Here is a 24,928-nt window from a genome sequence, read left to right as displayed (position 1 = left end):
TGAAGTGAAGCGTCCCCGCCTGCTCGCCGATGCGCTGGTGCAAGGCCGGCCCCTGACCCTTTCCCGCGTCGCGGAGGGTATGGAAGGCCTGGTGGTGGGTGATCTCGCCCGCGCCGTTGCAGCGGAGAAGAACGCGCCGTGGCCGAGCCTCACGGTGGTCTGCCGCGACGGCCAGCGCATGGCGGCGCTGGAGCGGGGCCTCGCCTTCTTCGCGCCGGAACTGGACGTCCACAGCTTCCCCTCCTGGGATTGCCTGCCCTACGATCGCGCCTCGCCCAACGCCTCCATCGTGGCGCGGCGCATGGCGACGCTCGCGCGCCTCGCCCGCGTGAAGGGCGGCAATGCGAGCGTGCTCCTCACCACGGTGAATGCCACCGTGCAGAGGGTGCCGGCCAAGGCGCTGGTGGCGGCCCAGTCGCTCTCCGCGGCGCCGGGCAATGCCATCGCCCTCGACGGCATCGTGGAATGGGCCGAGCAGAACGGCTTCCTGCGTACCCCCACCGTGCGCGACACCGGTGAATATGCGGTGCGCGGCGGGCTCATCGACCTTTATCCGCCGGGCCTCGACGCGCCCATCCGCCTCGACTTCTTCGGCGATACGCTGGAGAGCATCCGCGCGTTCGATCCTGAAACCCAGCGCACCACCGGGCAGTTGCGCTCCCTGGACCTCGTGCCCATGGCTGAGTTCCAGCTCACCACCGCCACCATGAAGCGCTTCCGCATGGCCTATGTGGCGGAGTTCGGCGCGGCGCAGAAGGGCGACACGCTCTACGAGGCCGTGAGCGAGGGCCGCCGCCACGCCGGCATGGAGCATTGGCTGCCGCTGTTCCATGAGCACATGGACACGCTGTTCGATTACGTCGCGGCGAGCCCCGTGGTGCTCGATCCGCTGGTGGAGGAAGCGGCCGGCGAGCGCATCGCGCAGATCGGCGACTATTACGCCGCCCGCAAGGAGGCGCTGGAATTGCCGTCCGGCGGCTCCATCTACAATCCGCTGCCCACCAACCGTCTCTATCTCACGGGTCCGGAATGGACCGCCCGCATCGGCGCCGCGCGGCTCGCGCATCTGTCGCCGTTCGCGGTGCCGGAGGGGGCCGCGAAGGGCGAGGTGATCGACGTGGGCGGCGTGAAGGGCCGCTCCTTCGCCGCCGAGCGCGCGGACCCCGAGGGCAATGTCTTCGACGCCGCCGTCGCCCATGTGCGGGAGCTGCAGAAGGACAAGAAGGTCATCCTCGCCGGCTGGTCGGAAGGCTCGCGCGAGCGGCTCGGCACGGTGCTGGCGGACCACGACCTCACCGGCGCGGCGTCCATCTCCCGCTTCGAGAGCCTCGCCGCGCTGCCCAAGACGCAGGCCGCGCTTGCCGTTTACGGCGTGGAGGCGGGCTTCGAGACGCCGGATTTCGCCCTCATCGGCGAGCAGGACATCCTGGGCGACCGCCTGGTGCGCCCCAAGCGGAAAGCCCGAAAGCCCCAGGATGTCATCTCCGAGCTGACGGCGCTGACGCCCGGCGATCTCGTGGTTCACGTGGACTACGGCATCGGCCGCTTCGTGGGGTTGCAGACGGTGGACACCGCCGGCACCAGCCACGATTACCTGGAAATCCACTATGCCGAGAGCGCCAAGCTGCTCCTGCCGGTGGAGAACCTGGAGCTGCTGAGCCGCTACGGCTCCGAGGAGACGGAAGCCCAGCTCGACCGGTTGGGCGGCGGCGCCTGGCAGGCCCGCAAGGCGCGGATGAAGAAGCGCATCCGCGAGATGGCTGCCCAGCTCATCAAGATCGCGGCCCAGCGCCAGCTCGGCGAGGCGCCGAAGCTCACCGTCGCCACCGGGGTCTATGACGAGTTCCGCGCCCGCTTCCCCTATGAGGAGACCGACGACCAGGAAGCCGCTATCGATGCGGTGATCGACGATCTCGGCTCCGGCCACCCCATGGACCGGCTGGTGTGCGGCGACGTGGGCTTCGGCAAGACCGAGGTGGCGCTGCGCGCGGCCTTCGTGGCGTCGCTCTCGGGCAAGCAGGTGGCGGTGGTGGTGCCCACGACCCTGCTGGCGCGCCAGCACTTCAAGACCTTCTCCGAGCGCTTCAAGGGCCTGCCCGTGAACATCGCCCAGGCCTCCCGCATGGTCACGGGCAAGGCGCTGACGGCAGTGAAGAAGGGCCTCTCCGACGGCACGGTGGACATCGTGGTGGGCACCCACGCCCTGCTCGGCAAAGCCATCCAGTTCAAGGACCTGGGCCTCGTCATCGTGGACGAGGAGCAGCATTTCGGCGTCGGCCACAAGGAGCGGCTGAAGCAGCTGCGGGCCGAGGTGCATGTGCTGACCCTGACCGCGACCCCCATTCCGCGCACGCTCCAGCTCGCCATGACGGGGGTGCGCGAACTCTCCATCATCGCGACGCCGCCGGTGGACCGGCTCGCGGTGCGTACCTTCGTGACGCCGTTCGATCCGCTGATCGTGCGCGAGGCGCTGCTGCGCGAGCGTTATCGCGGCGGCCAGAGCTTCTATGTGGTGCCGCGCATCGAAAACCTTGCGGAAGTGCAGGAGTTCCTTTCCACCTCGGTGCCCGAGGTGAAGGTGGCGGTGGCCCATGGCCAGATGGCGGCCGGCGCCCTTGAAGACATCATGACCGCCTTCTACGACGGGCAGTATGATGTTCTGCTTTCCACCACCATCGTGGAATCCGGCCTCGATGTGCCCAATGCCAACACGCTCATCGTGCATCGGGCGGACATGTTCGGCCTCGCCCAGCTCTACCAGCTCCGCGGCCGTGTGGGGCGCGCCAAGGCGCGGGCCTATGCCATCTTCACGGTGCCGGCTGCGCGGGCGGTGACGGCGCAGGCCGATCGGCGGCTCAAGGTGCTGCAATCTCTGGAGACGCTCGGCGCGGGCTTCCAGCTCGCGAGCCACGACCTCGACATCCGCGGCGCCGGCAACCTGCTCGGCGACGAGCAGTCGGGCCACATCAAGGAAGTGGGCTACGAGCTGTACCAGGAGATGCTCCACGAGGCGATCGCCCACATCAAGGCGGGCATCACCGATTACGTGGACGACAAGTGGTCGCCCAACATCACCATCGGCACGCCGGTGCTCATTCCCGAGGACTATGTGGCGGACCTGCACGTGCGGCTCGCGCTTTACCGGCGGCTGGCCGACCTGCAGGAGGACCAGGAGATCGACGGCTTCGGCGCCGAGCTCACGGACCGCTTCGGCTCGGCGCCCGCCGAGGTGGGGCACCTGCTCCAGCTCGCCAAGATCAAGGCGCTGGCCCGCGCGGCCAATGTGGAGAAGGTGGACGCCGGGCCCAAGGGCGTGGTGCTCGGCTTCCGCGGAAACGAGTTCGCGGACCCCTCCGGCCTCGTGAAGCTGATCGCGCAGGAAGGCGCGCAGGCCAAGGTGCGGCCGGACTTCAAGGTGGTGTTCCTGCGTGAGTGGCCGAGCGCGGAAGCGCGGCTGAAGGGCACGCTGGCGGTGCTCAAGAAGCTCGCCGCCCTGGCGCAGAAGAAAGGCCTGTAGGGGTAGGGCGCCGCGGCGCGGTTCAGCCAACCGCGAAGGGGCGCCCTGCCTGTGCCTTACATGGCGGCTTCGGCCAGGGGGCGCGTCGCTGCTTCGGCGGGGCCGTCGAGGCGGCAGCGGGGCTTTACGCGATATCCATGCACCAACGAAAAGCGCCGGTCCGCCCTTTGATGGAGCCGGCCGGCGCTGCTTGCTCGGGGGCCGGGACGGAAGGTCCACCGGCCCTTGGGGGCTCACTTCTTGCCGTCGACGCCCAGCACGCCACCGACGGTGCCGCCCACGGCACCCACGGCACCGCCCACGACCGCGCCCACGGGGCCCGCCGCTTTTTCGCCGGCCTTCACGCCCTGCTGCGCGCCTTCGCCGGCGCCCTTGACGCCGCCGACCACGCCACCGGCCACGCCGCCGCCGACCGCGCCCACGGTGCCGCCCACCGCGCCGCCCACGGGACCCGCCGCCTTGTCGCCGGTCGCCACGCCCTGGTTCGCGCCCTGCTGGGCCCCCTGGACGACGCCCTGCGCCGAAGCCGTGCCGGAGGCCAGGGCCAGAGCCAAGAGCGCGGCTCCTGCTGCAATGCTCGTCTTCATGGCTGATCCTTTCCCGTTCCTCGTTTCGGGCGCCTGGGCACCAGTGGCGATCTCACGCCGACGGGAGAGGCGCTCCGTGGCGGCTCATTGATCTACCGCCCGACGATACACATAGCCCCGCTTGTCCCCAGCCGCCACCTCACACCAGGACTTGCAGGAAAAAACGGTCACCTTGGTGCCGGCTTCCAGGGTGGCGAGCACGGACGCGCCGCGTTGCGGAGCGGAGCGCAGGTTGATGGCCGTGGTGATGCGCCCGCTTTTGCCGGCTGTGACACTCTCTCCGTCCTGCGTGGAAGCCTCGGCCTTCGCGCTATCGGCCGAAGCGCTCGCTTCCGGAACGGGATCGTCGGCCGCGTCGGCATCGGCCTTGTCCGCCGCGGGTGGCTCAAGGAAGGCGGGGCGGTTGAAATCCGCGGGGGTCGGGGCGGGCGCAGCCGGCGCCGGCTCCACGGCTTCAGTCACCGCCGCAGCGGCCGCCGGGGCGGATGCCACCGGAGCCGCCGCCGTGGTGGGAATGATCCCGGCTGCTGCCGGCGTGCCGGCGGAAGGCAACTCCGCCGCTTCCTCGGAGCGTCCGAGGCCGAGCCCGTGAAGCAGGAAGAACCCGCCCAGCACGAAAGCGGCCACCGCGCAGGAGACGAGGAGCGCGCGCAGCATGACGCCGCGGTCGATCTTGGTGCTGCTGCGGCGCCTCGTCCGGCCGGGCCCTTGGCCGATCCGCGGACGCACCGCCTGCACCGGGGTGGAGCGACGCTGGGGGGAGCTGGATTGGGGGGGCACGGGAATCCGTTCGGATGCAGGCGCTTCGGAAGCACGTCGAGGGTCGGCCATCACTCCCCTCCTCGGTCGCGGGCGCATGGGCTGTGCCGGCTACCGGGTGATGTTCGCTCAAGCCCGCGAGCCTGTGCGAATGAAGGATCTACCTTGGGCATCCATTGCGGCCGATCTGTGCCGGAGGGCGGTGCCATGGTGCGCGTCATGCGCGCATGGTCAACGGCCCGGCACGCGCCACCATGTCTCGGCCAGGGTGCCATAGAGGGAGGCGCGCTCGGGCCGCGCGATGCGGGTCCAGCGGGCAAGCCATTGGCCCGGCGTGTGGAAGAGGGGGACGCCGTAGGCGCCGGAGATGAGCGCCCGGTCGAGAGCCCGCGCGGCCGCGATGTAATCCTCCTCCTCGCGGGCGGCGATGAGGGCCGCGATCGCGGCATCGATCGCCGGATTCTTCGCGCCCATGTAGTTGCGCGTGCCGGGCGTGTCGGCGGCGGCCGAGCCGAAGTAGAAGGCCTGCTCGTTGCCCGGCGAGAGGGACTGGCCCCAGATGAAGGGCACCATGTCGAACTCATAGGCGTTGCGGCGCGCATCGAACTGCACCGCGTCCACGAAGCGCACGTTGGCGGTGATGCCGGCACGCTTGAGCTGGGCGGCGTAGGCGAGGGCGAGGCGTTCCTGATCGCGGGTGGCGACCATGATCTCAAAGGCGAAGGCGGCACCTTCGGCATTCACCAACACCCCCTGGCGCAGCTGCCAGCCCGCTCCGCCGAGCAGGGCGAGCGCCGCCCGCAGCCGCTCGCGGTCGCGCCCGGTGCCGTCCGAGACCGGAGGGCGATAGGTTCCGGCGAGGACATTTGGAACCACGGCTTCCGGATAGGGCGCGAGGATGGCCTCCTCCCGCGCGTCGGCGGGGTGGCCGAGGGCGGACAGCTCGGAGCCCTGGAAGAAGCTCGCCGTGCGCTGGAACAGGCCGTGATAGAAATTGCGGTCAAGCCACTCGAAATCGAACAGCTCGATGAGCGCCTGCCGCACCCTCTTGTCCGCGAAAAGCGGCCGGCGGGTGTTGAACACCAGCGCCGAATAGGGCTTCGGCGTACCGGTGGGGATCAGCTCCTTCACCACCTCGCCGGCGCGGGCGGCGGGAAAGTCGTAGCCGGTCTCCCAGCGGGCGGGATCGCCCTCGAAGCGAGCGTCGATCAGCCCCTTCTTGAATGCCTCGAACTCGGTGTTCGCATCGCGGAAATAGGTGAAGCGCAGCTCGTCGAAATTGTAGAGCCCCCGGTTCACGGGAAGGTTGAGGCCCCAGTAGCGGGGATCGCGCACCAGCGTTACGGCGGCGCCCGCATCCACGGCACCCACGGTGTAGGGCCCGGAGCCGACCGGGGGCGTGAGGCTCGTCTCCTCGAAGTGGGTGGGGTCGGTGCTGCCGCGCGCCAGCACGGGCATGAGGCCCATGATGAGGGGCAGCTCGCGGTCCGGCCCCGCGAAGGTGAAGCGCACGGTGCGGATGTCGCGCGCCTCCGCCCTGGCGATCTTTCCATAATAAAGGCGATGGTTCGGCCGCCCCATGTCCCGCAGCAGGGCGAAGGAGAACAGCACGTCATCGGCCGTCACCGGCGCGCCGTTGGAGAAGCGGGCGCGCGGGTCGAGCGTGAACTCCACATAGGTGCGCTCGGCATCCGTAGAGAGAGCGCGCGCCAGCAGCGGGTAGAGCGTGAAGGGCTCGTCGAAGGAGCGCGCCATCAGCGGCTCGACCACGTAATTGCGGATGAAGCCGGGTGCGGAGCCCTTCACGATGAAGGGGTTCAGGCTGTCGAACGTGCCAAGCTGGGAGAGCGTGAGCCGCCCGCCCTTGGGGGCGTCCGGGTTGGCATAGGGCAGGGCCTTGAAGTCGGGCGGCAGGTCCGGCGTCCCGCGCATGGCGATGGCTGGCATCTGCACCGGGGCGGGCGGCGCCTGATTCTCCTGTGCCGCGGCATGGCCGGGCGCGAGCCAGAGCGCAAGGCAGGCCACCACGAATGCCGCTGCGGTCCTGTTCTGCGTCGATTCGCGTGCCATGGCCTCTCCTCTTGCGGGTTTCTGCGTGCTCGCGGCTTGTTTCCGTTGAGGTCGGTCGTGTATTGGCCTTATTCGTCGGCAAGGTAGCACGCAAAGTCGAGCCCAGCAGGCACAGTTCGGGGCCCGCCACCATCTTGCCTCAATTGGCCCGGAGAGAGCGCGGGTCATGAAGCAGGTGCGGGCCAGCCGTCGTGCGCAAAGGCGGACGATCGGCAGGCAGCACAGGAAAGGCCACAATGACCAAGACCCATTCCATCGCGCGGCTCACGGCGGGTGTCGCCGCAACGCTGCTCTCCGTGGCGTTGGCCGGCCCGGCGTTCTCCCAGGCGCAGCCCGCGAAGCCCGCTGCCCCCGCTCAGTCCGCCCAGCCCGCGCCGGGTGGCGCGGCTGCAGAGCCGGAAGTGAAGTTCTCCGCCTCTCCGTGGCAGAAGATCTGCCAGGAGAACCCGGAGAACAAGAAGCAGGTCTGCGTGCTCACCCAGATCCTGGGTGTCGAGAACCAGGCCATCGCCAAGATCGACATCGTGGAGATGAAGGACGAGGCGAAGAAGCGGCTCAACGTTTCCGTGCCGCTCGGCATGCGCCTGCAGCCCGGCATGCGCCTGACCCTCGACAAGGACCCGGTTTCGGTTCCCTTCGTCATCTGCAACCCGATCCAGGGTGGCGGCGCCACCTGCATCGGCGACGTGGAAGTGGACGCGAGCTTCATCGCCAAGCTGAAGAAGGCCAACGCGGTCTATCTGCAGATGGTGAACGGCGTCGGCCGCACCCTCAGCCTGCCGGTCTCCAATGCCGACTTCGGCAAGACCTATGATGGCCCTGGCGTCGACGCCAAGGTCGCCATGGAGCAGGAGCGCAAGCGCATGGAAGAAGCGCGCGTGAAGGCCCAGGCCCAGGAAGAGCAGAACAAGGCCGCTCTGCTGAAGAAGGGCCAGGAGCTGGAGAAGGCCAACGCCCAGGCCCCGGCCGGCAAGTGACCCTTCGGGGCCCCGTCCCAGCGCTGTGCGCGGGAGGGGCCCTGCGGTTCGCGAACGACCTAAACGTGCGGCACGCCTTCCGGAAGGGGCGTGCCGTTTGCGTTTTGAGGGTGAGTTGCAGTGTCCGCGCCGAACTGGCGATAGGGGCGGGACGAGGACTGCCGCAGGCGCCAGCCAAGGCGCTCGACGCGGCCCTTGTGGGGCTTCTCACAAGGAGGTCGTGGCGGGACAAATCCCGGAGGAGCCGGAGCCGGCTCGACATCTCGCTCCAGCAACCAGACGCCGGCGACCAGCCCTGACAGCGGCACCGCGCCGGCCGCAAGCGGAAGGCCAAACCTGCCGGGCGACCTACGCCATTAACTTCGGGCGCTCGAACACCGCCCCGAGCCGCCCAAGCCGATGTCAGTTCAGCAGCCGGGGAAGCACCCGCCAGCGGCCGTCCGCGTCCTCCAGCAGCATCTCGTTGACGCGCGGGTGGCGCAGCGGCTCGTCGGAACCGTCGAGCTCCAGATTCTGCTCCGAGACATAGGCCACGTATTCGCTGTCCGCATTCTCGGCGAACAGGTGGTAGAAAGGCTGGTCCTTGTCCGGACGAATGTCCTCGGGGATCGAGAGCCACCATTCATCGGTATTGTCGAATACGGGGTCCACGTCGAACACCACGCCCCGGAAGGGGAAGTGCTTGTGACGCACCACCTCGCCGATCCGGAACTTCGCCATCCGCATCTGCGGGGCCTCGACGTCCGCCGCGACCTCCACCGGCGGGGGCAGAGCCCCCACCATCTCCACAGTGCCAACGGCGGAGGGAGAGCGCGTCTTCTCCTGAGTGCTCATCTTCCGCCTCCTCATGCTTTGCCGGATTATCTCACAAACCGTAAGCCTTGCCCATTTCCGGGTCCTTGGCCGCGACGATCCGGGCGAGATCGACGATCACCTTGGCCTGCTTCCAAGTGGCGTCGTCCTGCATCTTGCCGTCGATCATCACGGCGCCGGTGCCGTCCGGCATGGCTTCCACGATCTTGAGCGCGAACGCCACCTCACCCGGATCGGGCGAGAACACGCGCTTGGCGATGTCGATCTGGGTCGGGTGCAGAGACCAGGCGCCCACGCAGCCCTGGAGGAAGGCGTTGCGGAACTGGCTCTCGCAGGCCGCGAGATCGGAGAAGTCACCGAACGGGCCGTAGAAGGGCTTGATGCCGTTGGCGGCACAGGCATCCACCATCTTGGCGATGGTGTAGTGCCACAGGTCCTGCTGGTAGCCCACGCGCGGCTTGTCGCCGTCGGCATCGGCCAGCACCTTGTAGTCCGGATGGCCGCCGCCCACGCGGGTGGTCTTCATGGCGCGGGAGGCCGCGAGATCGGCCGGGCCGAGGCTCATGCCATGCATGCGCGGAGAGGCGGCCGCGATCTCCTCCACGTTCTTCACGCCCTCGGCCGTCTCCAGGATGGCGTGGATGAGGATGGGCTTGCGCACCGCGTGCTTGGCTTCGAGCTGCGCCAGGAGCTGGTCGAGGTAGTGGATGTCCCACGCCCCCTCCACTTTCGGCAGCATGATGACATCGAGCTTGTTGCCGATGGCCGAGACGATCTCGACGATATCGTCGAGCACCCAGGGGCTGTTGAGGCAGTTGATGCGGGTCCACAGGCCGGTGGAGCCGAAATCGGTGGCCTGGGCCATCTCGATGAAGCCCTTGCGCGCGGCTTCCTTCGCGTCGCTCGGGATGGCGTCCTCGAGGTTGCCGAGCACGACATCGACCTGCCTGGCGATGTCCGGCACCTTGGCGCGCATCTTTTCCAGGTGCGGCGGCACGAAGTGGATCATGCGCTCCAGACGCACCGGCAGCTCACGGTAGGGCGCGGGCGCGCCGATGGCGAGCGGCTTGAAGAACTGACGCGGAAGCTTCATCTCATCCCCCTGGCGCCGGACGGAGGGATGGCTCCCCCACTGGCCGGACGCATTTCGAGCGGCACTGCACCATAGCTTGCACCGCTCCGCAACGCCGCTCACGCCGCGGCCGGCGGTCTTGCCCACAGTAGGCGGGTTTTCCCGGCTCAGCCCACCTTGCGGAGGGTGAAGGTCAGCCGCCCCGCGTCCACCACCCGGCCCTCAAGAACGGCGCCGGTCTCCTGGGCCACGTGCGGAATGTCGATCACCGCCATGGGGTCCGTGCAGGTCACCACCAGCCGGGCCCCCGGCGGCAGCGCCGCGAGGGCCTTGCGCGTTTTCAGTGCCGGCAGCGGGCATTTCAACCCCATCAGGTCCAGCGCCACCGGTTCGCCCTCGGGCGCCGGCCTGCGCAGGCGGATCATCGCGCCTGGTCCTTCAGCCGCGCGAGGCTTTCATCGCGGCCGAGCACGGCGAGCACGTCGAAGACGGGGGGAGAAGTGGTCTTGCCGGTGAGGGCGGCGCGCAGGGGCTGCGCCACCGCGCCGAGCTTGACGCCCGCCTGCTCGGCATAGGCCCGCACCACCGCCTCGGTGGCGGCCGCGCTCCACTCGGCGGCCTCCAGCAGCGGCACGAGACGGCCGAGGTGCGCGCGGCCCTCCTCGGTGAGCAGGGCGCCCGCCTTCTCCTCCATGGGCAGCGGGCGCTCGGCGAAGATGAACTCGGCGTTGTCGAGCAGCTCCACCAGCGTCTTCGCGCGCTCCTTCAGGCCCGGCATGGCAGCCGCGAGCTGGGCGCGGCGCTCCGGCGTCATGCGGGCGAGGCGGCGGGCGGCGTCCGGCAGGTGCGGCACCAGCGCCTCGACCGCGGCGAGCAGCTCGGCTTCGGAGGAGGCGCGCATATACTGGCCGTTGAGGCTCTCCAGCTTCTGGAAATCGAACCGGGCGGCGGAGCGGCCCACCTTGTCGAGGTCGAAGTAGCGGACCATCTCCTCGGTGGAGAACACTTCCTGGTCGCCGTGGCTCCAGCCCAGGCGCACCAGATAGTTGCGCAGCGCCGCCGGCAGGTAGCCCATGTCGCGGTAGGCATCCACGCCGAGCGCGCCGTGGCGCTTGGAGAGCTTGGCGCCGTCCGGCCCGTGGATGAGCGGGATATGCGCCATGCGCGGCACCTCCCAGCCGAGCGCGCGGTAGATCTGGGTCTGGCGGGCGGCGTTGGTCAGGTGGTCGTCGCCGCGGATGATGTTGGTCACGCCCATGTCGTGGTCGTCCACCACCACCGCGAGCATATAGGTGGGCGTGCCGTCCGAGCGCAGCAGCACGAGGTCGTCCAGGTCCTTGTTGGGGAAGGTGACGGTGCCCTGCACCATGTCCTCGATCACCGTCTCGCCCTCGCGCGGGGCCTTCAGGCGGATGACGGGGGCGCGGTCCTTCGGCGCCTCGGAAGGATCGCGGTCGCGCCAGCGGCCATCGTAGCGCGGCGGGCGGCCCTCGTTGCGGGCGAGCTCTCGCATCTCCTCCAGCTCCTCGGCGGAGGCATAGCAGCGATAGGCGTTGCCCTGCGCCAGCATGTCCTCCACCGCCTGGCGGTGCCGCTCGGCGCGGGCGAACTGGTAGATGGGGTCTCCGTCCCAGGTGATGCCGAGCCAGGAAAGCCCTTCCAGGATGGCGTCGATGGCCTCCTTGGTGGAGCGCTGGCGGTCGGTGTCCTCGATGCGCAGCAGCATCCGGCCGCCCTTGGCCTTGGCGTAAAGCCAGTTGAACAGCGCCGTGCGGGCGCCGCCGATATGCAGGAAGCCGGTGGGGGAGGGGGCGAAGCGGGTGACGATTTCGGACATGGCGCACTCGAACCTGGGGCAGCCGCCGTCCGGTCGCGCCCCATGGGGCGCGGGCGGCGGAAACGGGCAGGGCGCGCCGCAGGCTCCGCGACGAGACTGACATGGCGCGCGCGAGGCGCCCGTGTAGCATAGGCGCACCGCACAAGGAACACGGGCGCGAGGCGGGCGGATCAATGCAGGCGAGGCCGGGGAAAAGCGATGGTGGAGAAGGCGGCCTGCCGCCTCGCGCCCCCGCGCGCGCCCTCGCCGTGCCCATGGGTGCGCGCGCCGCCGGAGTGCGTGTCGCGCCGCTGTGGCATGCCCTTGTCGCGCGGCTCCGTGCCGATCTCGCGGCCGAGGCCGAATCCGGCCGCATCGTCCTGTGGCTTCCGGTGGCCTTCACCGCCGGCATCCTCGCCTATTTCGGAGCGGCCCACGAGCCGTCGCTCACCGCCGCCGCGGCGTTGACGCTCGCGCTGGCCGCCGGGACATGGGCCGCGCGGCGGCAGGCCGTGCTCTGCGGCATCCTCGCCGGCTTGTGTGCCTTCGCCGCCGGGTTTTCGGCCGGCTGCGTGCGCACCACTCTCGTGATGCACGAGGCGCTGGCAAGCCCGCCGGCTTTCCCGGTTCGGCTTTCCGGTTACGTGGAGCGCGTGGAACGGCGGGTCGGCAGCGATCGCATCCTGCTGCGGCTCGATCCGGGACCGGTCCGTGGTATTGACGGCACGCCGCGCCTGGTGCGCCTGTCGCTGAAGCGCGGCGCCGCGCCGGAGGTGGGCGCGCACATCACGCAGCTCACCCGCCTGCTGCTGCCTCTTGGTCCGGCCATGGCCGGGGCGCACGATTTCGGTCGCGGAACATGGTTCCAGGGCATCGACGCCGTGGGCTTCGGCCTCGGGCCGCCGAAGCTCACCCCGGCGCCGGCGGAAGTCCCCTTGCGGGTCCGGCTCTCGGCGCTGGTGGGCGACGTCCGCGCGGCCCTCGGCGCGCGCATCCGCGCGGTGCTCCACGGCACTCCGGCGGAGATCGCCGTGGCGCTGGTGGCCGGTGACCGCTCTGCGATTCTCCCCCAGGTGGAGGAGAGCATGCGCGTGTCGGGCCTCACGCACATCCTCTCCATCTCGGGCCTCCACATGGCGCTGGTGGCCGGCACCCTGTTCGCGCTGGCGCGCGGTGCGCTCGCACTGGTGCCGGCCCTGGCGCTGGGCTGGCCTATCAAGGCCACGGCGGCGCTGCTCGCGATCAGCGGCAGCGCCTTCTATCTCGTACTCTCGGGAAACGACGTGCCGGCGCAGCGCTCGTTCGTAATGACGGGGCTGGTGCTGGCGGGCGTCCTCGCCGGGCGAAGGGCGCTCACCTTGAGGACCATCGCCACGGCTGCGGTCGTGGTGCTGGGCCTCACGCCCGAGGCGGCGCTGGATCCGGGGCCGCAGATGTCCTTCGCCGCCACGCTGGCGCTGGTGGCCGCCTATGAGCGGTTGCAGCCGCTGCGCGCCCTGCCGCGGCCGGAGGGCCTGCCGGCGCGCATCCTCATGCTTCCTCTCGCATTCATCGCCGGCACCGTGGTGACGGCGCTGGTGGCCGGCTTCGCGAGCGGGCCCTATGGCGCCTTCCACTTCCAGCGCTTCGCGCCCTACGGTGTGCTCGCCAATCTCGTCGCGATGCCGGCGGTGTCGCTGCTCGTCATGCCCTTCGGCCTTCTCGGCGTGCTGCTCATGCCGTTCGGATGGGACGGGCTCGCGTGGCCGGTGATGGGGATCGGCATCGAGATCATGGTGGCGGTGTCCGATTGGGTGGCGGCGCTGCCCGGCGCCGATACGCGAATCTACACCGTGAATACGGCTGCCCTCCTCTGGTTCACCGTGGCGCTGCTCGCGCTCTGCCTGCTGCGGGGGCTGCCGAGCCTCCTTGCGGTGCCAGCGCTGGCGGTTGCGATCCTGGTGTCGGGCGCACCACGTCCACCGGATATCCTGGTGGCGCCAAACGCCGCAGCCGTGGCCGTGCGCGGCCCCGACGGGCACCTGTCGGTCATCGGTGCCAAGGGCCAGAAAATGATGGTGGAGCAGTGGCTCGCGCGGGAGGGTGCGCGGCGCGCCGTAAGCGGGGTCGCCCTCGAAGCCGGATTCACCTGCGATCCCCTGGGCTGCGTGGCCCCTCTGCCGGGTGGCGGCACCCTCGCAGTCTCGCGCAAGGCCGAGGGCCTGGCGGCGGATTGCCTGAACGCGAAGATCATCGTGACGCAGGAGACGCCGCCCCGCGGCTGCCCGGCCCGCGTGCTGACACCGAAGGAGCTGGAGCGCACCGGTACGCTCGCCTTCTTTCTGGAGCGCGGCGCCCTGCGCGAGCAGCCCGCCCGCGATCCGGCCATCCGCCGGCCCTGGATGCCGCTACCGCCGGCTCCTCTCCGAAAGCCGGAAGGGGCGGGTCCGGGCTCAGAGGTCGAGGACGCCGCCAGCGAGTGAGGCATCTCCCACGCTTTGGCTATGCGTCATGCACCTCCGCGAGCCTCAGCCCGCCTTTGCATTCCATCCGGCCACACCGCTGCATAAGGCCGGAAGCACGCCCATGAACGCATGGGGGTTCCGAACTCAATACCGCCGCATGAGCCCTATGAGCCGGCCCTGGATGCGCACGCGGTCCGGCCCGAAGATGCGTGTTTCATAAGCGGGATTCGCGGCTTCCAACGCGATGGAGGCCCCCTTCTTGCGTAGGCGCTTCAAGGTGGCCTCTTCCTCGTCCACCAGCGCCACCACGATGTCGCCCGTGTCCGCGCTGTCGCACTTGCGGATCAGCACCGTGTCGCCGTCCAGGATGCCGGCCTCGATCATGCTGTCGCCGCGCACCTCCAAGGCGAAGTGCTCGCCCTGGCCCAGCATTTCCGGCGGCACGTTCAAGGTGGCGCTGCGGCTCTGAATCGCGGAGATGGGCGTTCCAGCCGCGATGCGCCCCATGACCGGCACCACGACGCTGTGGCCGGTTTCCTCCTCGTCTTCAGCGACCGGGCGTACCTTGCCGAGGCTCCCCTCGATGACGGAGGGGGAGAAGCCGCGCCCGCCACTGCGCTGCGTGGCGAGGCCGGGGGCGACGCTCTCCGGCAGCCGCACCACCTCCAGCGCACGTGCCCGGTTAGGCAGGCGACGGATGAAGCCACGCTCCTCCAAGGCCGTGATGAGACGGTGGATGCCGGACTTGGAGCGCAGGTCCAGTGCCTCCTTCATCTCGTCGAAGGAGGGCGGAACACCGGTCTCCTTCAGCCGCTCATGGATGAAGCGAAGCAGGTCGTATTGCTTGCGCGTCAGCATCTCACCCCCCGTTCCCGGTGCTGCCGGCCATCCACGGCGCTGATTCTCCACCCTCCAGGAGGAAGGAGATCGCGTGCGGCAGCGTCGCAAAGAATGCGAAACAAATCATGAACAGCTTCTATCTGTTCCTTTTGTGTTCCGCAAGGGTGAAGATGGAATTAACGGTAGCCTAATCGTGGAACGGAATGATCTCGCATGGATCTCCCGCCTTGGCGGCTGCGGCGAAAGGCGCGCGCACCAGCAGGCAGTCGGCGGCGGAGAGTATGCTCAGCATGGCGCTGTCCTGTGAGGTGGCCGGCGTCACGCGCACGGAGCCGTCGGCATCACGCTCCATATGGGCGCGCATGAAATCGCGCCTCTGGTCGTTGGTGGGCACGTCCACGGCGAGGCGCGCCGGCGCGGTGCGCACCCCGGCGGCGGCATCGCCCTGCAGGGCGCGGACCAGCGGCTCGAGGAACAGCAGCGCGCAGACGTGGGAAGATACCGGATTGCCGGGCAGGCCGAGCACGCGCACGGCGCCACGGCTGCCGTACATCAGCGGCTTGCCGGGCCGCAGCGCGATCTTGTGCACGTAGAGATCCACGCCCTCGGCGCGCAGGGCCGGCGCCATGAGGTCATGGTCCCCCACGGAGGCGCCGCCGGACGACACCACGAGATCGAAGGCGCCGCTGAGCGCGCGGGCGACGATGGCGCGAATGTCGGCAAGGTCGTCGCCCACGAGGCCGAGATCGGTCACCTCGGCTCCGGCCTGAGTGGCAAGGGCGGCGAGCCCGAAGGCGTTGGAGACCACGATCTCACCCGGCGCGCCGGTGCCGCGGCCTGGAAGCACCAGCTCGTCGCCGGTCTGGATGAGTGCGACGCGCGGCCGGCGCGCCACCGGCAGGAAGGCATGGTCCATGGCGGCGGCGAGCATGATGTCGCGGCTGGTGAGGCGCCGGCCGGCCGTGAGGCCCGGCGCGCCCTCCAGGAAATCGCAGCCGCGCTTGCGCACGTTGCGCAGGGCGGCGGTGGCGGCCGTGGTGGTCACGCGGTCACCCTCGCGCGTGGTGTTCTCCTGGATCACCACCGTGTCGGCACCCTCGGGCACGACCGCGCCGGTGAAGATACGCACGGCCTCGCGGGCACCCACGCCGCCCTCGAAGGGACGGCCGGCGGCCGATTCGCCGATGACGGTGAGGGACGCGGGCGTCTGCGCGATGTCGGCGGCGCGCACGGCGTAGCCGTCCATGGCCGACATGTCGGCCGGCGGCTGCGTGCGGCGGGCGATGAGATCCGCGGCCAGGACACGGCCGGCGGCCACCTCCACCGGCACCTCCTCCACTCCCAGGGGGGTGACCTCATGGGTCACGCGGCTCATGGCCTCCTCAACGCTCATCAGCGCCATGGCGCGCTTCCTCTTTTCTGCATGGGCGGGTTCAGCCTTCAGCCTGCCACAGGCCGCTGCGGCCGCCGGATTTCTCCAACAGCCGCATGCCTTCGATGCGCATGCCGCGATCCACGGCCTTGGCCATGTCATAGACGGTGAGGCAGGCGACCGACACGGCGGTGAGCGCCTCCATCTCCACGCCGGTCTGGCCGGAGGTCTTCACCCGCGCGGTGATGACGAGGCCGGGCAGGGCGGGATCGGGCGCGATCTCCACCTCGACCTTCGAGAGCATCAGCGGATGGCAGAGGGGAACCAGCTCGTGGGTGCGCTTGGCGGCCATGATGCCGGCGATGCGGGCGACACCCATCACGTCGCCTTTCTTCGCATTGCCGGCGAGAATCATGTCGAGCGTGGCGGCGGCCATGGCGACGCGTCCCTCGGCCACGGCCTCGCGGGCGGTGACCGCCTTTTCGGACACGTCCACCATGCGCGCCGCGCCCTGGTCGTCGAGATGCGTCAGGCTCGCCATCGGGGCGCCGCTCTCCGGAATCGCTTTCGGTTGCGGAAAGATGGCGCCGGCGGCCGGGCGTGTCCACCTCTCGCGCGCCGGAAGGCTCCTCCCTCGGCGGGAGGAGCCTGGCCGTGTCTCAGCGCAGGCGGGTCCAGGTCTGCGTCTTGCAGAGCGGCGCCATCACGCAGCCCTTCAGCTTCAGCGTGTTGTCGCCGTCGAGGACGATGGTGCCGGAATAGGTCTTGCCGTCCTCGGCATTGTAGATGCTGCCGCCGGTCCATTCGGTGGGACCGCCGGAGAAGCCGGTGAGGATGGTGACGCCCTTCAGCGCGCGACCGCGCAGGCTGGTGTCGCTGTTGTGCACATCCTTAAGGGTGGGGTCCGCCTTCAGCCCCTCGGAGGCGACGAGGCGACCGCAGAGGCTCGCCCCGCACTTGGAGATCTCCACCTGGCCGCCGCGCGTGGGCGTCTGCCACAGGCCCGTGGGGTCGGCGGCGAGCGCCGGAAGGGAAACGAGGCAGGCGGCGCCCAGCACGGCCGCGGCAAGAGCTGATTTCATCACGATCCTCCCATATGCGCCGGCCTCTTCAGGGGCCGGTGCGCACATTAAGGCCGAAAGTGACGTATAGGGCAAGCTCAGGACGCAAGCAGCAGGGATGTGGCGCTTGCGACATCATTCTGGCGCATGAGACTTTCGCCCACCAGGATCGAGCGGATGCCCACCTTGGCGAGCCGCGCCACGTCGGCAGCCGTGAAGATGCCGCTCTCGCCGATGACCAGCCGGTCCTCCGGCACCTGCGGCGCGAGGCGCTCGCAGGTGGCGAGGGTGGTCTCGAAGGTGCGCAGGTCGCGATTGTTGATGCCGATCAGGCGGCTCGGGAGCTTGAGCGCGCGCTCAAGCTCGTCGTCGTCGTGCACCTCGAAGATGGCGTCCATGCCGTAGGCGACGGATGCGGCGGCGAGGTCGCCGGCCAGGGCATCGTCCACCCCGGCCATGATGATGAGGATGCAGTCCGCGCCCCAGGCGCGGGCCTCCGCCACCTGATAGGTGTCGTACATGAAATCCTTGCGCAGCACCGGCAGCTTCACCGCCGCGCGCGCGGTCTTCAGAAATTCCGGCGCCCCCTGGAAGGAGGGCGTGTCGGTGAGCACGGAGAGGCAGGTGGCGCCGCCGCGCTCATAGGCGCGGGCGAGGGCGGGCGGATCGAAATCCGGGCGGATCAGGCCTTTGGAGGGGCTCGCCTTCTTGATCTCGGCAATGAGCGCGGTCTGCCCGTCCGCGATGGCGCGGGCGAGGGCTTCGGCGAACGGGCGCACGCGCGGCGCCGCCTTGGCCGCGGCCTCGATCTCGGCCAGCGGATGGGCGCGCTTCGCCGCGGCGATTTCCTCGCGCTTGTAGGTCTCGATGCGGGTGAGGATGTTGCTCATCACACCGCCTCCGACACATGAGCGGAAATCGCGACGAGCTGTTCCAGCTTCGCCTTCGCCGCGCCGGAATCGAGGCTCGCGCTCGCCATCTCCACGCCTTCGCGCAGGTCCTTGACGCGGCCGGCCACCACCAGGGTGGCGGCGGCATTGAAGAGGGCCACGTCGCGATAGGCGTTGCGGGCACCGTCCAGCACGGCGGTGAGGGCGGCCGCGTTCATCTTGGCGTCGCCGCCCTTCAGGGCTTCGGCGGGCGCGCGGGCAAGGCCCACGTCTTCCGGCGTCACCTGGAAGGTGTGGATGCGTCCGTCTTCCAGCACCGCGATGTCGGTGGTGCCGGAGATGGTGATCTCGTCAAGGCCATCGGAGCCGTGCACCACGAAGGCGCGCTCGGAGCCGAGCGTCTTGAGCACCTCGGCCAGCGGCACAATCCAGGACTTGGCGAACACGCCCACCATCTGGCGCGTCACGCCGGCCGGATTGGAGAGCGGGCCGATGAGATTGAAGATGGTGCGGGTACCAAGCTCCACGCGGGTGGGGCCCACATGCTTCATGGCCGGATGGTGCGAGGGCGCGAACATGAAGCCGATGCCGGCTTCCGCAAGGCAGCGGGAGATGCCCGCGGGCGTGAGATCGATGCGCACGCCGAGCGCGGCCAGCACGTCCGCGGCGCCGGACTTGGAGGAGAGCGCGCGGTTGCCGTGCTTGGCCACCGGCACGCCCGCGCCGGCCACGATGAAGGAGGCGCAGGTGGAGATGTTGTAGGAGCCGGAAGCATCGCCGCCCGTGCCCACCACGTCCACGGCGCCTGCGGGCGCGGAGACGGGCAGCATCTTCGCCCGCATCACCGAGACCGCGCCGGCGATCTCATCCACCGTCTCGCCGCGCACGCGCAGGCCCATGAGCAGCGCGCCCATCTGCGAGGGGGTGGCCTCGCCGGACATCATCTTGTCGAACACGATCGCCGCTTCGTCGCGGGTGAGGCTGGCGCCGGTGGCGACCTTGCCGAGCAGCGGCTTGAACTCGTCCGTCATGTCTGGTCCTCAGCCTTTGGCCGGTGTCGCGTTGGCTTTGGCCGCGTTGAAGGCGGTCGCGATCTCCAGGAAGTTGCGCAGGAGCGCGTGGCCGTTCTCCGAAGCGATGCTCTCAGGATGGAACTGGACGCCGTGGATGGGGAAGGTCTTGTGGGCGAGGCCCATGATGAGCCCGTCCGCCGTGTGGGCGGTCACCTCCAGGGTGTCGGGCAGGGTGTCGCGCTTCACGATCAGCGAATGGTAGCGCGTGGCCTGGAAGGAGTGGTTGAGGCCGCGGAACACGCTCCTGCCCTCGTGCAGGATCTCTGAGAGCTTGCCGTGCATGGGGGTCGGCGCGCGCACCACGTCGCCGCCGAACACCTGGCCGATGGCCTGATGGCCCAGGCACACCCCGAACATGGGCACGCTCGCCCCCGCCTCAGCGATGAGATCGCAGCAGATGCCGGCTTCCGAGGGCGTGCAGGGGCCGGGCGACAGCACGATGGCCTCCGGCTTCTCGGCCAGCACATCGGCGATGGAGACGGCGTCGTTGCGATGAACGGTGACGGTGGCGCCGAGCTCACCCAGATAGTGCACGAGATTGTAGGTGAAGCTGTCGTAATTATCGATCAGCGTGACGGCAGTCATGATGGCTCCCTGGCGGCCCAGGCCCGATGCGTCGGGAAATTGCGGCCGGTTAAAGCGATCCGGGCGGATGGGGTCAAGCGAAGGCGGCAAGCCCGCTCAGCGCGCGCCGCACCATCGGGCGGACGCCTGACCAGCGCCGGACGCAGGCGGCGGGAGCCGTCCACTGCAGAGTTCGAACGAGAAAGGCATCACGGTCATAGGTCGTCCCATCGCGCCATGGCCGGTGGGCCACGGTGCGGTTCCGCGCGGAAGATTACGCCGCGGGTGCGGCCAAGGGAAGCGCGCCGTGGCGGCCCGGCGATCCCGCCTCAAAGAAGAACGGCCGGGACGAGCCCGGCCGTTTGCATCTCAAGTGGTGAAGCCCTCACAGCATGGCGGGCAGCACGCGATCCGGCGGGCGGTGGCCATCCATGAAGGTCTTGATGTTCACGATGACCTTCTCGCCCATGTCGATGCGCCCTTCGAGAGTGGCCGAGCCGAGGTGCGGCAGCAGCACCACCTTGCCCTGCCGGGCGAGGCGCACGAGCTTGGGGTTCACCGCCGGCTCCTGCTCGAACACATCGAGGCCGGCGCCCGCCAGCTCTCCGGCCTCCAGGAGGCGGGTGAGGGCGTTCTCGTCGATCACCTCGCCGCGCGCGGTGTTCACCACGTAGGCGTCGTTCTTCAGCAGCTTCAAGCGGCGCGCCGAGAGCAGGTGATAGGTGGCCGGCGTGTGCGGGCAGTTCACCGAGATGATATCCATGCGGGCCAGCATCTGGTCCAGGCTGTCCCAATAGGTGGCGTCCAGCATCTCCTCGATGCCGGAGGGCAGCCGGTGGCGGTTGTGGTAGTGGATCTGCAGGCCGAAGGCCTTGGCGCGCCGCGCCACCGCCTGGCCGATGCGGCCCATGCCGATGATGCCGAGGCGCTTGCCCCAGATGCGCCGGCCGAGCATCCACGTGGGCGACCAGCCCGGCCACTCGTCCTTCTCGGAGATCATCACCTGCGCGCCCTCGGCAAGCCGCCGCGGCACGGCGAGGATGAGCGCCATGGTCATGTCGGCGGTGTCCTCGGTGAGGACGCCGGGGGTGTTGGTGACGGTGATGCCGCGGTTGAGCGCGCTCGCCACGTCGATGTGGTCGACGCCGTTCGAGAAAGAGGCGATCAGCCGCAGGTTCTCACCCGCCTGCGAGAGTAGAGCGGAATCGATCCGGTCGGTGACGGTGGGAACCAGCACGTCGGCTGTCTTCACCGCCTCGATCAGCGCCGCCTGGTCCATGGGCGTATCGTCCACGTTCAGGCGGGCGTCGAACAGCTCCCGCATGCGGGTCTCGACCGATTCGGGCAACTTGCGGGTGACGACGACCAGCGGTTTGCGGCGCACGATGGGCACTTCCCGTTCCCCATTTCTTAACCGTTCTCGTTCCGTCTATCAGACAGGCGGGGAAACACAAGGCGTCCGGCGTGGCGCGCGCTTGACGATATCCCCGCGCGGGCGCACTGCCTCTGCCCCGAAACCCCGACTGCGAAAGGACCGGCCGATGCTGTCGATGGCGCGAGCGCTTCCCTCGAAAGCCCCCCTGCGGAACCTTGTGGCCCTGGCTGTGGCCGCCATGGTGACGCTCGGCGCGGCAGGGACGGCAGGCGCCGCCGAGGATGGCACCTCGGGCCTGCCGGTGCCGCGCTTCGTCTCGCTGAAGGCGGACAAGGTGAACGTGCGCAACGGGCCCAACAAGGACCAGGACGTCGCCTGGGTGTTCTCCCGCGCCGGCCTGCCGGTGGAGGTGACCGCCGAGTTCGAGACCTGGCGGCGCATCCGCGATGCCGACGGGGCCGAAGGGTGGGTCTACCACTCCATGCTCTCGCTGCGCCGCACCGCCCTGGTGGCGCCCTGGCTCAAGAACGAGACCGTGGTGCTGCGCGCCGAACCGAACGCCGACGCCAAGGTGGTGGCGCGCCTGGAGCCCGGCGTGCTCGGCACGGTGAAGAAGTGCGACGGCAAGTTCTGCCGCCTCGTGGGCGAGGGCTTCGACGGCTACGTGCAGCAATCCCAGCTGTTCGGTGTCTACCCCGACGAGAAGGTCGAGTAGGGCGCGCGCCGATTCGAAGCGCACGAGGCGATTTGCCTGTTTCGCCGCGCCCCTGAAACGCTCTAGCCTCACGGAGGCTGCTGCGGGGGCAGGGAATGGGCACGATCGAGCGCTTCTTCAGGCTGAAGGAGAACGGAACCTCCGTCTCTGTCGAGGTGACGGCGGGCCTCACCACGTTTCTCACCATGAGCTACATCATCGTGGTGAACCCGCAGATCCTCGCGGCAGCGGGCATCGACCAGGGAGCAGCCTTCGTCGCCACCTGCCTTGCGGCGGCGCTGGGTAGCCTCGCCATGGGGCTCATCGCCAACTATCCCATCGCGCTCGCGCCGGGCATGGGCATCAATGCCTATTTCGCCTTCACCGTGGTGGGCGCCCTGGGCGTGCCGTGGCAGACGGCGCTGGGCGCGGTCTTCCTTTCGGGGTGCCTCTTCCTCGCGATCAGCCTGCTGCGCATCCGCGAGTGGCTGGTGAATTCCATTCCCTTCTCCCTGAAGCTCGGCATCGGCGCGGGCATTGGCCTGTTCCTCGGCCTTCTGGGGCTGCACGGCATGGGCGTGGTGGTGGCCAAGCCCGCGACGCTGGTGGGGCTCGGATCGATCGGAACACCCTCCACCTTGTTCGCATGCCTGGGCTTCGTGCTCATGGCGGGGCTCGCGGCGCGGCGGGTGCCGGGCGCCATCCTGGTCGCCATCGGCGTCATCACGCTTGCCGCGGTTCCGCTGGGGCTCGTGACCTTTCACGGCGTGGTGGCGCCGCCGCCCCCACTTTCGCCCACCCTCCTGCAACTCGATATCGCGGGGGCGCTGAAGCTCTCCCTCGTGTCGGTGGTGCTGGCCTTTTTCCTGGTGGACCTGCTGGATAACATGGGCACCCTCATCGCCACCCTGCACCGGGCCGGGCTGATGCGGGCCGATGGCACGGTGCCTCGCCTCGGGCGGGTGCTGCTGGCGGATTCGGGCGGCGCCATCGTCAGCAGCCTTTTGGGCACCTCGCCCACGGTGTCCTACATCGAGAGCGCATCCGGCATTGCGGCGGGCGGGCGCACGGGCTTGGCGGCGGTGACGGCCGCGGGGCTGTTTGCGCTCAGCCTCCTGTGCGCGCCACTGGCATTGGCGGTTCCCGCTTTCGCGACGGCACCGGCGCTGCTGTTCGTCGCCTGCTCCATGCTCGGCGCGCTGCGTGACCTCGAATGGGGGGATGCGACAGAGGCGCTGCCGGCGGCGGTGACGGCGCTGGGAATCGTCTTCACCTTCTCCATCGCGACCGGAATTGGCCTGGGCTTCATCGCCTATGTCGGTGTGAAGCTCATTGCCGGGCGCTGGCGCGACATTGGAGGCGCGGTCTGGCTGATCGCCACGGCCTCGGCGCTCATGCTGGCCATTGAATGATCGAGGGGCGCCCCGAGCCCCTCGCGACCTGGCCGCCCTCAGCTGAGCTCGATGCGCTGCGTCTTGGTGCCGTCCTCGGAATAGACGGTCTTGATGGCGACCCCGCTGCCGTCGTGGCTCCACACCGCGCCGGTCGACCCGTTGGGCAGGGTGACCACGATGGTGAACTGGCCGAAGCTGAAGGAGCCGTCCGAGTTCCGGGTATAAATCGTCCCCGTCACGTTGCGGGTGCGCTGCAGCTCCGAAAGCCCGTCGGCGACGGCGCCCGGAGCGTTGGCGATGACTGAATGGGCGTTCTTGATCTCGTTGGTCACGGCTGCGATGACCCGGCTGAGATAGGCCACCATCTGATCGTCGCCGGCAGAACTGAGCTGCGACTGATAGCCTTCCAGCTGCTGCTGCAGGGAGGGCAGGCTCCGTAGGCTCTGGTTGTAGGTAATCATCGCGCTGATGAGCATGTCCTCGCTCGCGACGGCGAGTTTCCGCGATCGCGTCGGGCCGGATGATGACGCGCTGTCGAGGCCGCCGGAGAACTTCGATTCGCCGACCTCGGGAATGCCGGAGGTCTTCTCCGCCTGGCCCGTTTCAGAGGCGCCTGCAATCCAGGCGTTGGTGGCGAGGCTCGTGCCGCGCATCCAGGCCGCGCTGGCCTTGGCCGCAATCTGGTCGCCGAGAGTCTGAAGGGCGTCGGTCGCCGCGTCTGCCGCGGCGGTCGTAAGGTCCGGTGCCGCTTGACGCGCGGAAATGAGGCTCATGGAAGCATCGACACTCGTCACCATGCGCCCCTCCAAGGAGGCCGGGGAGCCACAGGGCACTTCATGTGCGCGTGGGTCCGAAAACCAGTGCCGACCTCATGTCGGCAGACGAAAATGCGAGCACTATTTTGCAACGAAGTGGTACTTTACCACAGCTTCGCGCGTGTCCACAGCCTGGATTGTTCCGAAAGTCAAGATTTTCACGGCTTTCAGGGCCACTTCCGGCTCCCGGCGGCGGCTGGGAGGGGGCCTGCGGGGCGCGCGGGCCTTCCCTCGCGCCCCGTGTTCGTGTAGATGACCCGGCAACTGGCGTGCCCGGCCCTTCGGCCGTGGCGCGAACATGATGGATTCCATGCAAACGGTTCTGATCGTCATTCACCTGCTGGTGGTGCTTGCTCTCATCGGCGTCGTGCTGATCCAGCGCTCCGAGGGCGGCGGGCTCGGCATCGGGGGCGGTGGCGGAGGTGGCGGCTTCTTCACCGCCCGTGGCACCGCCAACGTGCTGACGCGCGCGACGGCCATCCTGGCGCTGCTGTTCTTCATCACTTCGCTCGCGCTCACCATCGTCGCGGGCTGGGGGCGCGGTCCGCGTTCCATCCTGGCTCCGGCGGGCCAGACCCAGAGCGCTCCGGGAGTTCCGCAGAGCGGCGGCAGCATTCTCGATCAGATTCGCCCGCAGGGCGGTGCTGGCGGGGAGGCTCCGGCCCCCGCGACGACGCCGGCTCCCGCCGCGCCGACGGGTCCGCAGGTTCCGCAGTCTCATTGAGTGTGTCGCCGCGGCCATTCCGCGGCGCCGTTCCTTCTTCACGGGCGAGGCGAGGCCGGATACGGCTTCGC

General features: G+C 69.2%; 22 protein-coding genes. 6 read left to right on the top strand and 16 right to left on the bottom strand.

Features of this window, described 5'->3' with window-relative positions:
• The first annotated feature begins 4 nt into the window (after positions 1–4).
• Complete coding sequence (gene mfd, locus V5F75_RS14660) at positions 5–3,517, top strand: transcription-repair coupling factor (RefSeq protein WP_394036791.1); 3,513 nt, start codon at positions 5–7, stop codon at positions 3,515–3,517.
• A gap of 233 nt (positions 3,518–3,750) precedes the next feature.
• Here the strand turns inward: mfd and V5F75_RS14655 are convergent, their stop codons facing one another.
• From V5F75_RS14655 to V5F75_RS14645, 3 genes are all read right to left on the bottom strand, one after another.
• Entirely contained in the window at positions 3,751–4,104 is a 354-nt protein-coding gene (locus V5F75_RS14655; protein ID WP_394036789.1) for a hypothetical protein, read from the bottom strand.
• Positions 4,105–4,188: 84 nt separating this feature from the next.
• Positions 4,189–4,935, bottom strand: a complete 747-nt coding sequence (locus V5F75_RS14650) for an SH3 domain-containing protein (protein WP_394036787.1) — start codon at positions 4,933–4,935, stop codon at positions 4,189–4,191.
• A gap of 159 nt (positions 4,936–5,094) precedes the next feature.
• Entirely contained in the window at positions 5,095–6,933 is a 1,839-nt protein-coding gene (locus V5F75_RS14645; protein ID WP_394036785.1) for an extracellular solute-binding protein, read from the bottom strand.
• A 236-nt stretch (positions 6,934–7,169) separates the two neighbouring features.
• On the opposite strand from V5F75_RS14645, the gene V5F75_RS14640 reads away from it, so the two are divergent.
• Positions 7,170–7,910 (top strand): invasion associated locus B family protein, encoded by a 741-nt coding sequence (locus V5F75_RS14640; protein ID WP_394036783.1) that lies wholly within the window; start codon positions 7,170–7,172, stop codon positions 7,908–7,910.
• Positions 7,911–8,312: 402 nt separating this feature from the next.
• Here V5F75_RS14640 and hspQ read toward each other — a convergent pair whose 3' ends face one another.
• From hspQ to gltX, 4 genes are all read right to left on the bottom strand, one after another.
• Positions 8,313–8,636: a heat shock protein HspQ gene (hspQ, locus tag V5F75_RS14635; RefSeq protein WP_394036833.1), complete on the bottom strand. Its 324-nt coding sequence runs from the start codon at positions 8,634–8,636 to the stop codon at positions 8,313–8,315.
• Between the two features lie 139 nt (positions 8,637–8,775).
• Positions 8,776–9,816: an HpcH/HpaI aldolase/citrate lyase family protein gene (locus V5F75_RS14630; protein WP_394036781.1), complete on the bottom strand. Its 1,041-nt coding sequence runs from the start codon at positions 9,814–9,816 to the stop codon at positions 8,776–8,778.
• Positions 9,817–9,962: 146 nt separating this feature from the next.
• Positions 9,963–10,220: a sulfurtransferase TusA family protein gene (locus V5F75_RS14625; RefSeq protein WP_394036779.1), complete on the bottom strand. Its 258-nt coding sequence runs from the start codon at positions 10,218–10,220 to the stop codon at positions 9,963–9,965.
• Positions 10,217–11,632 carry a glutamate--tRNA ligase gene (gene gltX / locus V5F75_RS14620; protein WP_394036777.1) on the bottom strand — a complete coding sequence of 472 codons (1,416 nt, stop codon included), beginning with the start codon at positions 11,630–11,632 and terminating at the stop codon, positions 10,217–10,219. The genes V5F75_RS14625 and gltX overlap by 4 nt, the downstream gene beginning before the upstream one ends.
• Before the next feature lie 254 nt (positions 11,633–11,886).
• On the opposite strand from gltX, the gene V5F75_RS14615 reads away from it, so the two are divergent.
• The gene (locus V5F75_RS14615; protein WP_394036775.1) at positions 11,887–14,073 is read left to right on the top strand and encodes a ComEC/Rec2 family competence protein; all 2,187 of its coding nucleotides are present in this window, start codon (positions 11,887–11,889) and stop codon (positions 14,071–14,073) included.
• 126 nt (positions 14,074–14,199) lie between these two features.
• Here V5F75_RS14615 and lexA read toward each other — a convergent pair whose 3' ends face one another.
• The 8 genes from lexA to V5F75_RS14575 form a co-directional block, all read right to left on the bottom strand.
• Positions 14,200–14,913, bottom strand: coding sequence for a transcriptional repressor LexA (gene lexA / locus V5F75_RS14610; RefSeq protein ID WP_394036773.1), 714 nt, complete (start codon positions 14,911–14,913; stop codon positions 14,200–14,202).
• Between the two features lie 169 nt (positions 14,914–15,082).
• Positions 15,083–16,297 carry a molybdopterin molybdotransferase MoeA gene (locus V5F75_RS14605; RefSeq protein ID WP_394036771.1) on the bottom strand — a complete coding sequence of 405 codons (1,215 nt, stop codon included), beginning with the start codon at positions 16,295–16,297 and terminating at the stop codon, positions 15,083–15,085.
• Between the two features lie 31 nt (positions 16,298–16,328).
• Complete coding sequence (moaC, locus tag V5F75_RS14600) at positions 16,329–16,808, bottom strand: cyclic pyranopterin monophosphate synthase MoaC (RefSeq protein ID WP_394036769.1); 480 nt, start codon at positions 16,806–16,808, stop codon at positions 16,329–16,331.
• A gap of 118 nt (positions 16,809–16,926) precedes the next feature.
• The gene (locus tag V5F75_RS14595) at positions 16,927–17,349 is read right to left on the bottom strand and encodes a DUF2147 domain-containing protein (protein ID WP_394036767.1); all 423 of its coding nucleotides are present in this window, start codon (positions 17,347–17,349) and stop codon (positions 16,927–16,929) included.
• A gap of 77 nt (positions 17,350–17,426) precedes the next feature.
• Positions 17,427–18,218 carry an indole-3-glycerol phosphate synthase TrpC gene (gene trpC / locus V5F75_RS14590; protein WP_394036765.1) on the bottom strand — a complete coding sequence of 264 codons (792 nt, stop codon included), beginning with the start codon at positions 18,216–18,218 and terminating at the stop codon, positions 17,427–17,429.
• Complete coding sequence (gene trpD, locus V5F75_RS14585; protein ID WP_394036763.1) at positions 18,218–19,249, bottom strand: anthranilate phosphoribosyltransferase; 1,032 nt, start codon at positions 19,247–19,249, stop codon at positions 18,218–18,220. The genes trpC and trpD overlap by 1 nt, the downstream gene beginning before the upstream one ends.
• 9 nt (positions 19,250–19,258) lie before the next feature.
• Positions 19,259–19,876, bottom strand: coding sequence for an anthranilate synthase component II (locus tag V5F75_RS14580; RefSeq protein ID WP_394036761.1), 618 nt, complete (start codon positions 19,874–19,876; stop codon positions 19,259–19,261).
• A gap of 364 nt (positions 19,877–20,240) precedes the next feature.
• A complete protein-coding gene (locus V5F75_RS14575; protein WP_394036831.1) occupies positions 20,241–21,242 on the bottom strand; it encodes a 2-hydroxyacid dehydrogenase in 1,002 nt (333 codons plus the stop codon).
• A gap of 226 nt (positions 21,243–21,468) precedes the next feature.
• Between V5F75_RS14575 and V5F75_RS14570 the strand changes: the two genes are divergently transcribed.
• Both V5F75_RS14570 and V5F75_RS14565 read left to right on the top strand, forming a co-directional pair.
• Positions 21,469–21,945: an SH3 domain-containing protein gene (locus V5F75_RS14570; RefSeq protein WP_394036829.1), complete on the top strand. Its 477-nt coding sequence runs from the start codon at positions 21,469–21,471 to the stop codon at positions 21,943–21,945.
• Positions 21,946–22,040: 95 nt separating this feature from the next.
• Entirely contained in the window at positions 22,041–23,336 is a 1,296-nt protein-coding gene (locus tag V5F75_RS14565; protein ID WP_394036759.1) for an NCS2 family permease, read from the top strand.
• Positions 23,337–23,374: 38 nt separating this feature from the next.
• Here V5F75_RS14565 and V5F75_RS14560 read toward each other — a convergent pair whose 3' ends face one another.
• Positions 23,375–24,115, bottom strand: a complete 741-nt coding sequence (locus V5F75_RS14560) for a flagellin family protein (protein WP_394036757.1) — start codon at positions 24,113–24,115, stop codon at positions 23,375–23,377.
• A 328-nt stretch (positions 24,116–24,443) separates the two neighbouring features.
• On the opposite strand from V5F75_RS14560, the gene secG reads away from it, so the two are divergent.
• Positions 24,444–24,857, top strand: coding sequence for a preprotein translocase subunit SecG (secG, locus tag V5F75_RS14555; protein ID WP_394036827.1), 414 nt, complete (start codon positions 24,444–24,446; stop codon positions 24,855–24,857).
• Positions 24,858–24,928 lie beyond the last annotated feature (71 nt).

This window comes from Xanthobacter albus (assembly GCF_043194895.2).
Classification (GTDB): domain Bacteria; phylum Pseudomonadota; class Alphaproteobacteria; order Rhizobiales; family Xanthobacteraceae; genus Xanthobacter.
Note: the sequence above shows the minus strand (reverse complement) of the source record. Positions and strands in the feature narration are given on the sequence as shown.

Excerpts from the sequence above, each read along its gene's own strand:
- V5F75_RS14615 (WP_394036775.1), top strand. The coding sequence starts at position 11,887 with ATGGGTGCGCGCGCCGCCGGAGTGCGTGTCGCGCCGCTGTGGCATGCC.
- V5F75_RS14640 (WP_394036783.1), top strand. The coding sequence starts at position 7,170 with ATGACCAAGACCCATTCCATCGCGCGGCTCACGGCGGGTGTCGCCGCA.
- V5F75_RS14560 (WP_394036757.1), bottom strand. The coding sequence starts at position 24,115 with ATGGTGACGAGTGTCGATGCTTCCATGAGCCTCATTTCCGCGCGTCAA.
- lexA (WP_394036773.1), bottom strand. The coding sequence starts at position 14,913 with ATGCTGACGCGCAAGCAATACGACCTGCTTCGCTTCATCCATGAGCGG.
- V5F75_RS14650 (WP_394036787.1), bottom strand. The coding sequence starts at position 4,935 with ATGGCCGACCCTCGACGTGCTTCCGAAGCGCCTGCATCCGAACGGATT.
- V5F75_RS14570 (WP_394036829.1), top strand. The coding sequence starts at position 21,469 with ATGGTGACGCTCGGCGCGGCAGGGACGGCAGGCGCCGCCGAGGATGGC.
- hspQ (WP_394036833.1), bottom strand. The coding sequence starts at position 8,636 with ATGCGGATGGCGAAGTTCCGGATCGGCGAGGTGGTGCGTCACAAGCAC.
- gltX (WP_394036777.1), bottom strand. The coding sequence starts at position 11,632 with ATGTCCGAAATCGTCACCCGCTTCGCCCCCTCCCCCACCGGCTTCCTG.
- V5F75_RS14605 (WP_394036771.1), bottom strand. The coding sequence starts at position 16,297 with ATGGCGCTGATGAGCGTTGAGGAGGCCATGAGCCGCGTGACCCATGAG.
- trpD (WP_394036763.1), bottom strand. The coding sequence starts at position 19,249 with ATGACGGACGAGTTCAAGCCGCTGCTCGGCAAGGTCGCCACCGGCGCC.
- V5F75_RS14630 (WP_394036781.1), bottom strand. The coding sequence starts at position 9,816 with ATGAAGCTTCCGCGTCAGTTCTTCAAGCCGCTCGCCATCGGCGCGCCC.
- V5F75_RS14655 (WP_394036789.1), bottom strand. The coding sequence starts at position 4,104 with ATGAAGACGAGCATTGCAGCAGGAGCCGCGCTCTTGGCTCTGGCCCTG.
- trpC (WP_394036765.1), bottom strand. The coding sequence starts at position 18,218 with ATGAGCAACATCCTCACCCGCATCGAGACCTACAAGCGCGAGGAAATC.
- V5F75_RS14595 (WP_394036767.1), bottom strand. The coding sequence starts at position 17,349 with ATGAAATCAGCTCTTGCCGCGGCCGTGCTGGGCGCCGCCTGCCTCGTT.
- V5F75_RS14645 (WP_394036785.1), bottom strand. The coding sequence starts at position 6,933 with ATGGCACGCGAATCGACGCAGAACAGGACCGCAGCGGCATTCGTGGTG.
- V5F75_RS14625 (WP_394036779.1), bottom strand. The coding sequence starts at position 10,220 with ATGATCCGCCTGCGCAGGCCGGCGCCCGAGGGCGAACCGGTGGCGCTG.
- moaC (WP_394036769.1), bottom strand. The coding sequence starts at position 16,808 with ATGGCGAGCCTGACGCATCTCGACGACCAGGGCGCGGCGCGCATGGTG.
- V5F75_RS14580 (WP_394036761.1), bottom strand. The coding sequence starts at position 19,876 with ATGACTGCCGTCACGCTGATCGATAATTACGACAGCTTCACCTACAAT.
- secG (WP_394036827.1), top strand. The coding sequence starts at position 24,444 with ATGCAAACGGTTCTGATCGTCATTCACCTGCTGGTGGTGCTTGCTCTC.
- V5F75_RS14565 (WP_394036759.1), top strand. The coding sequence starts at position 22,041 with ATGGGCACGATCGAGCGCTTCTTCAGGCTGAAGGAGAACGGAACCTCC.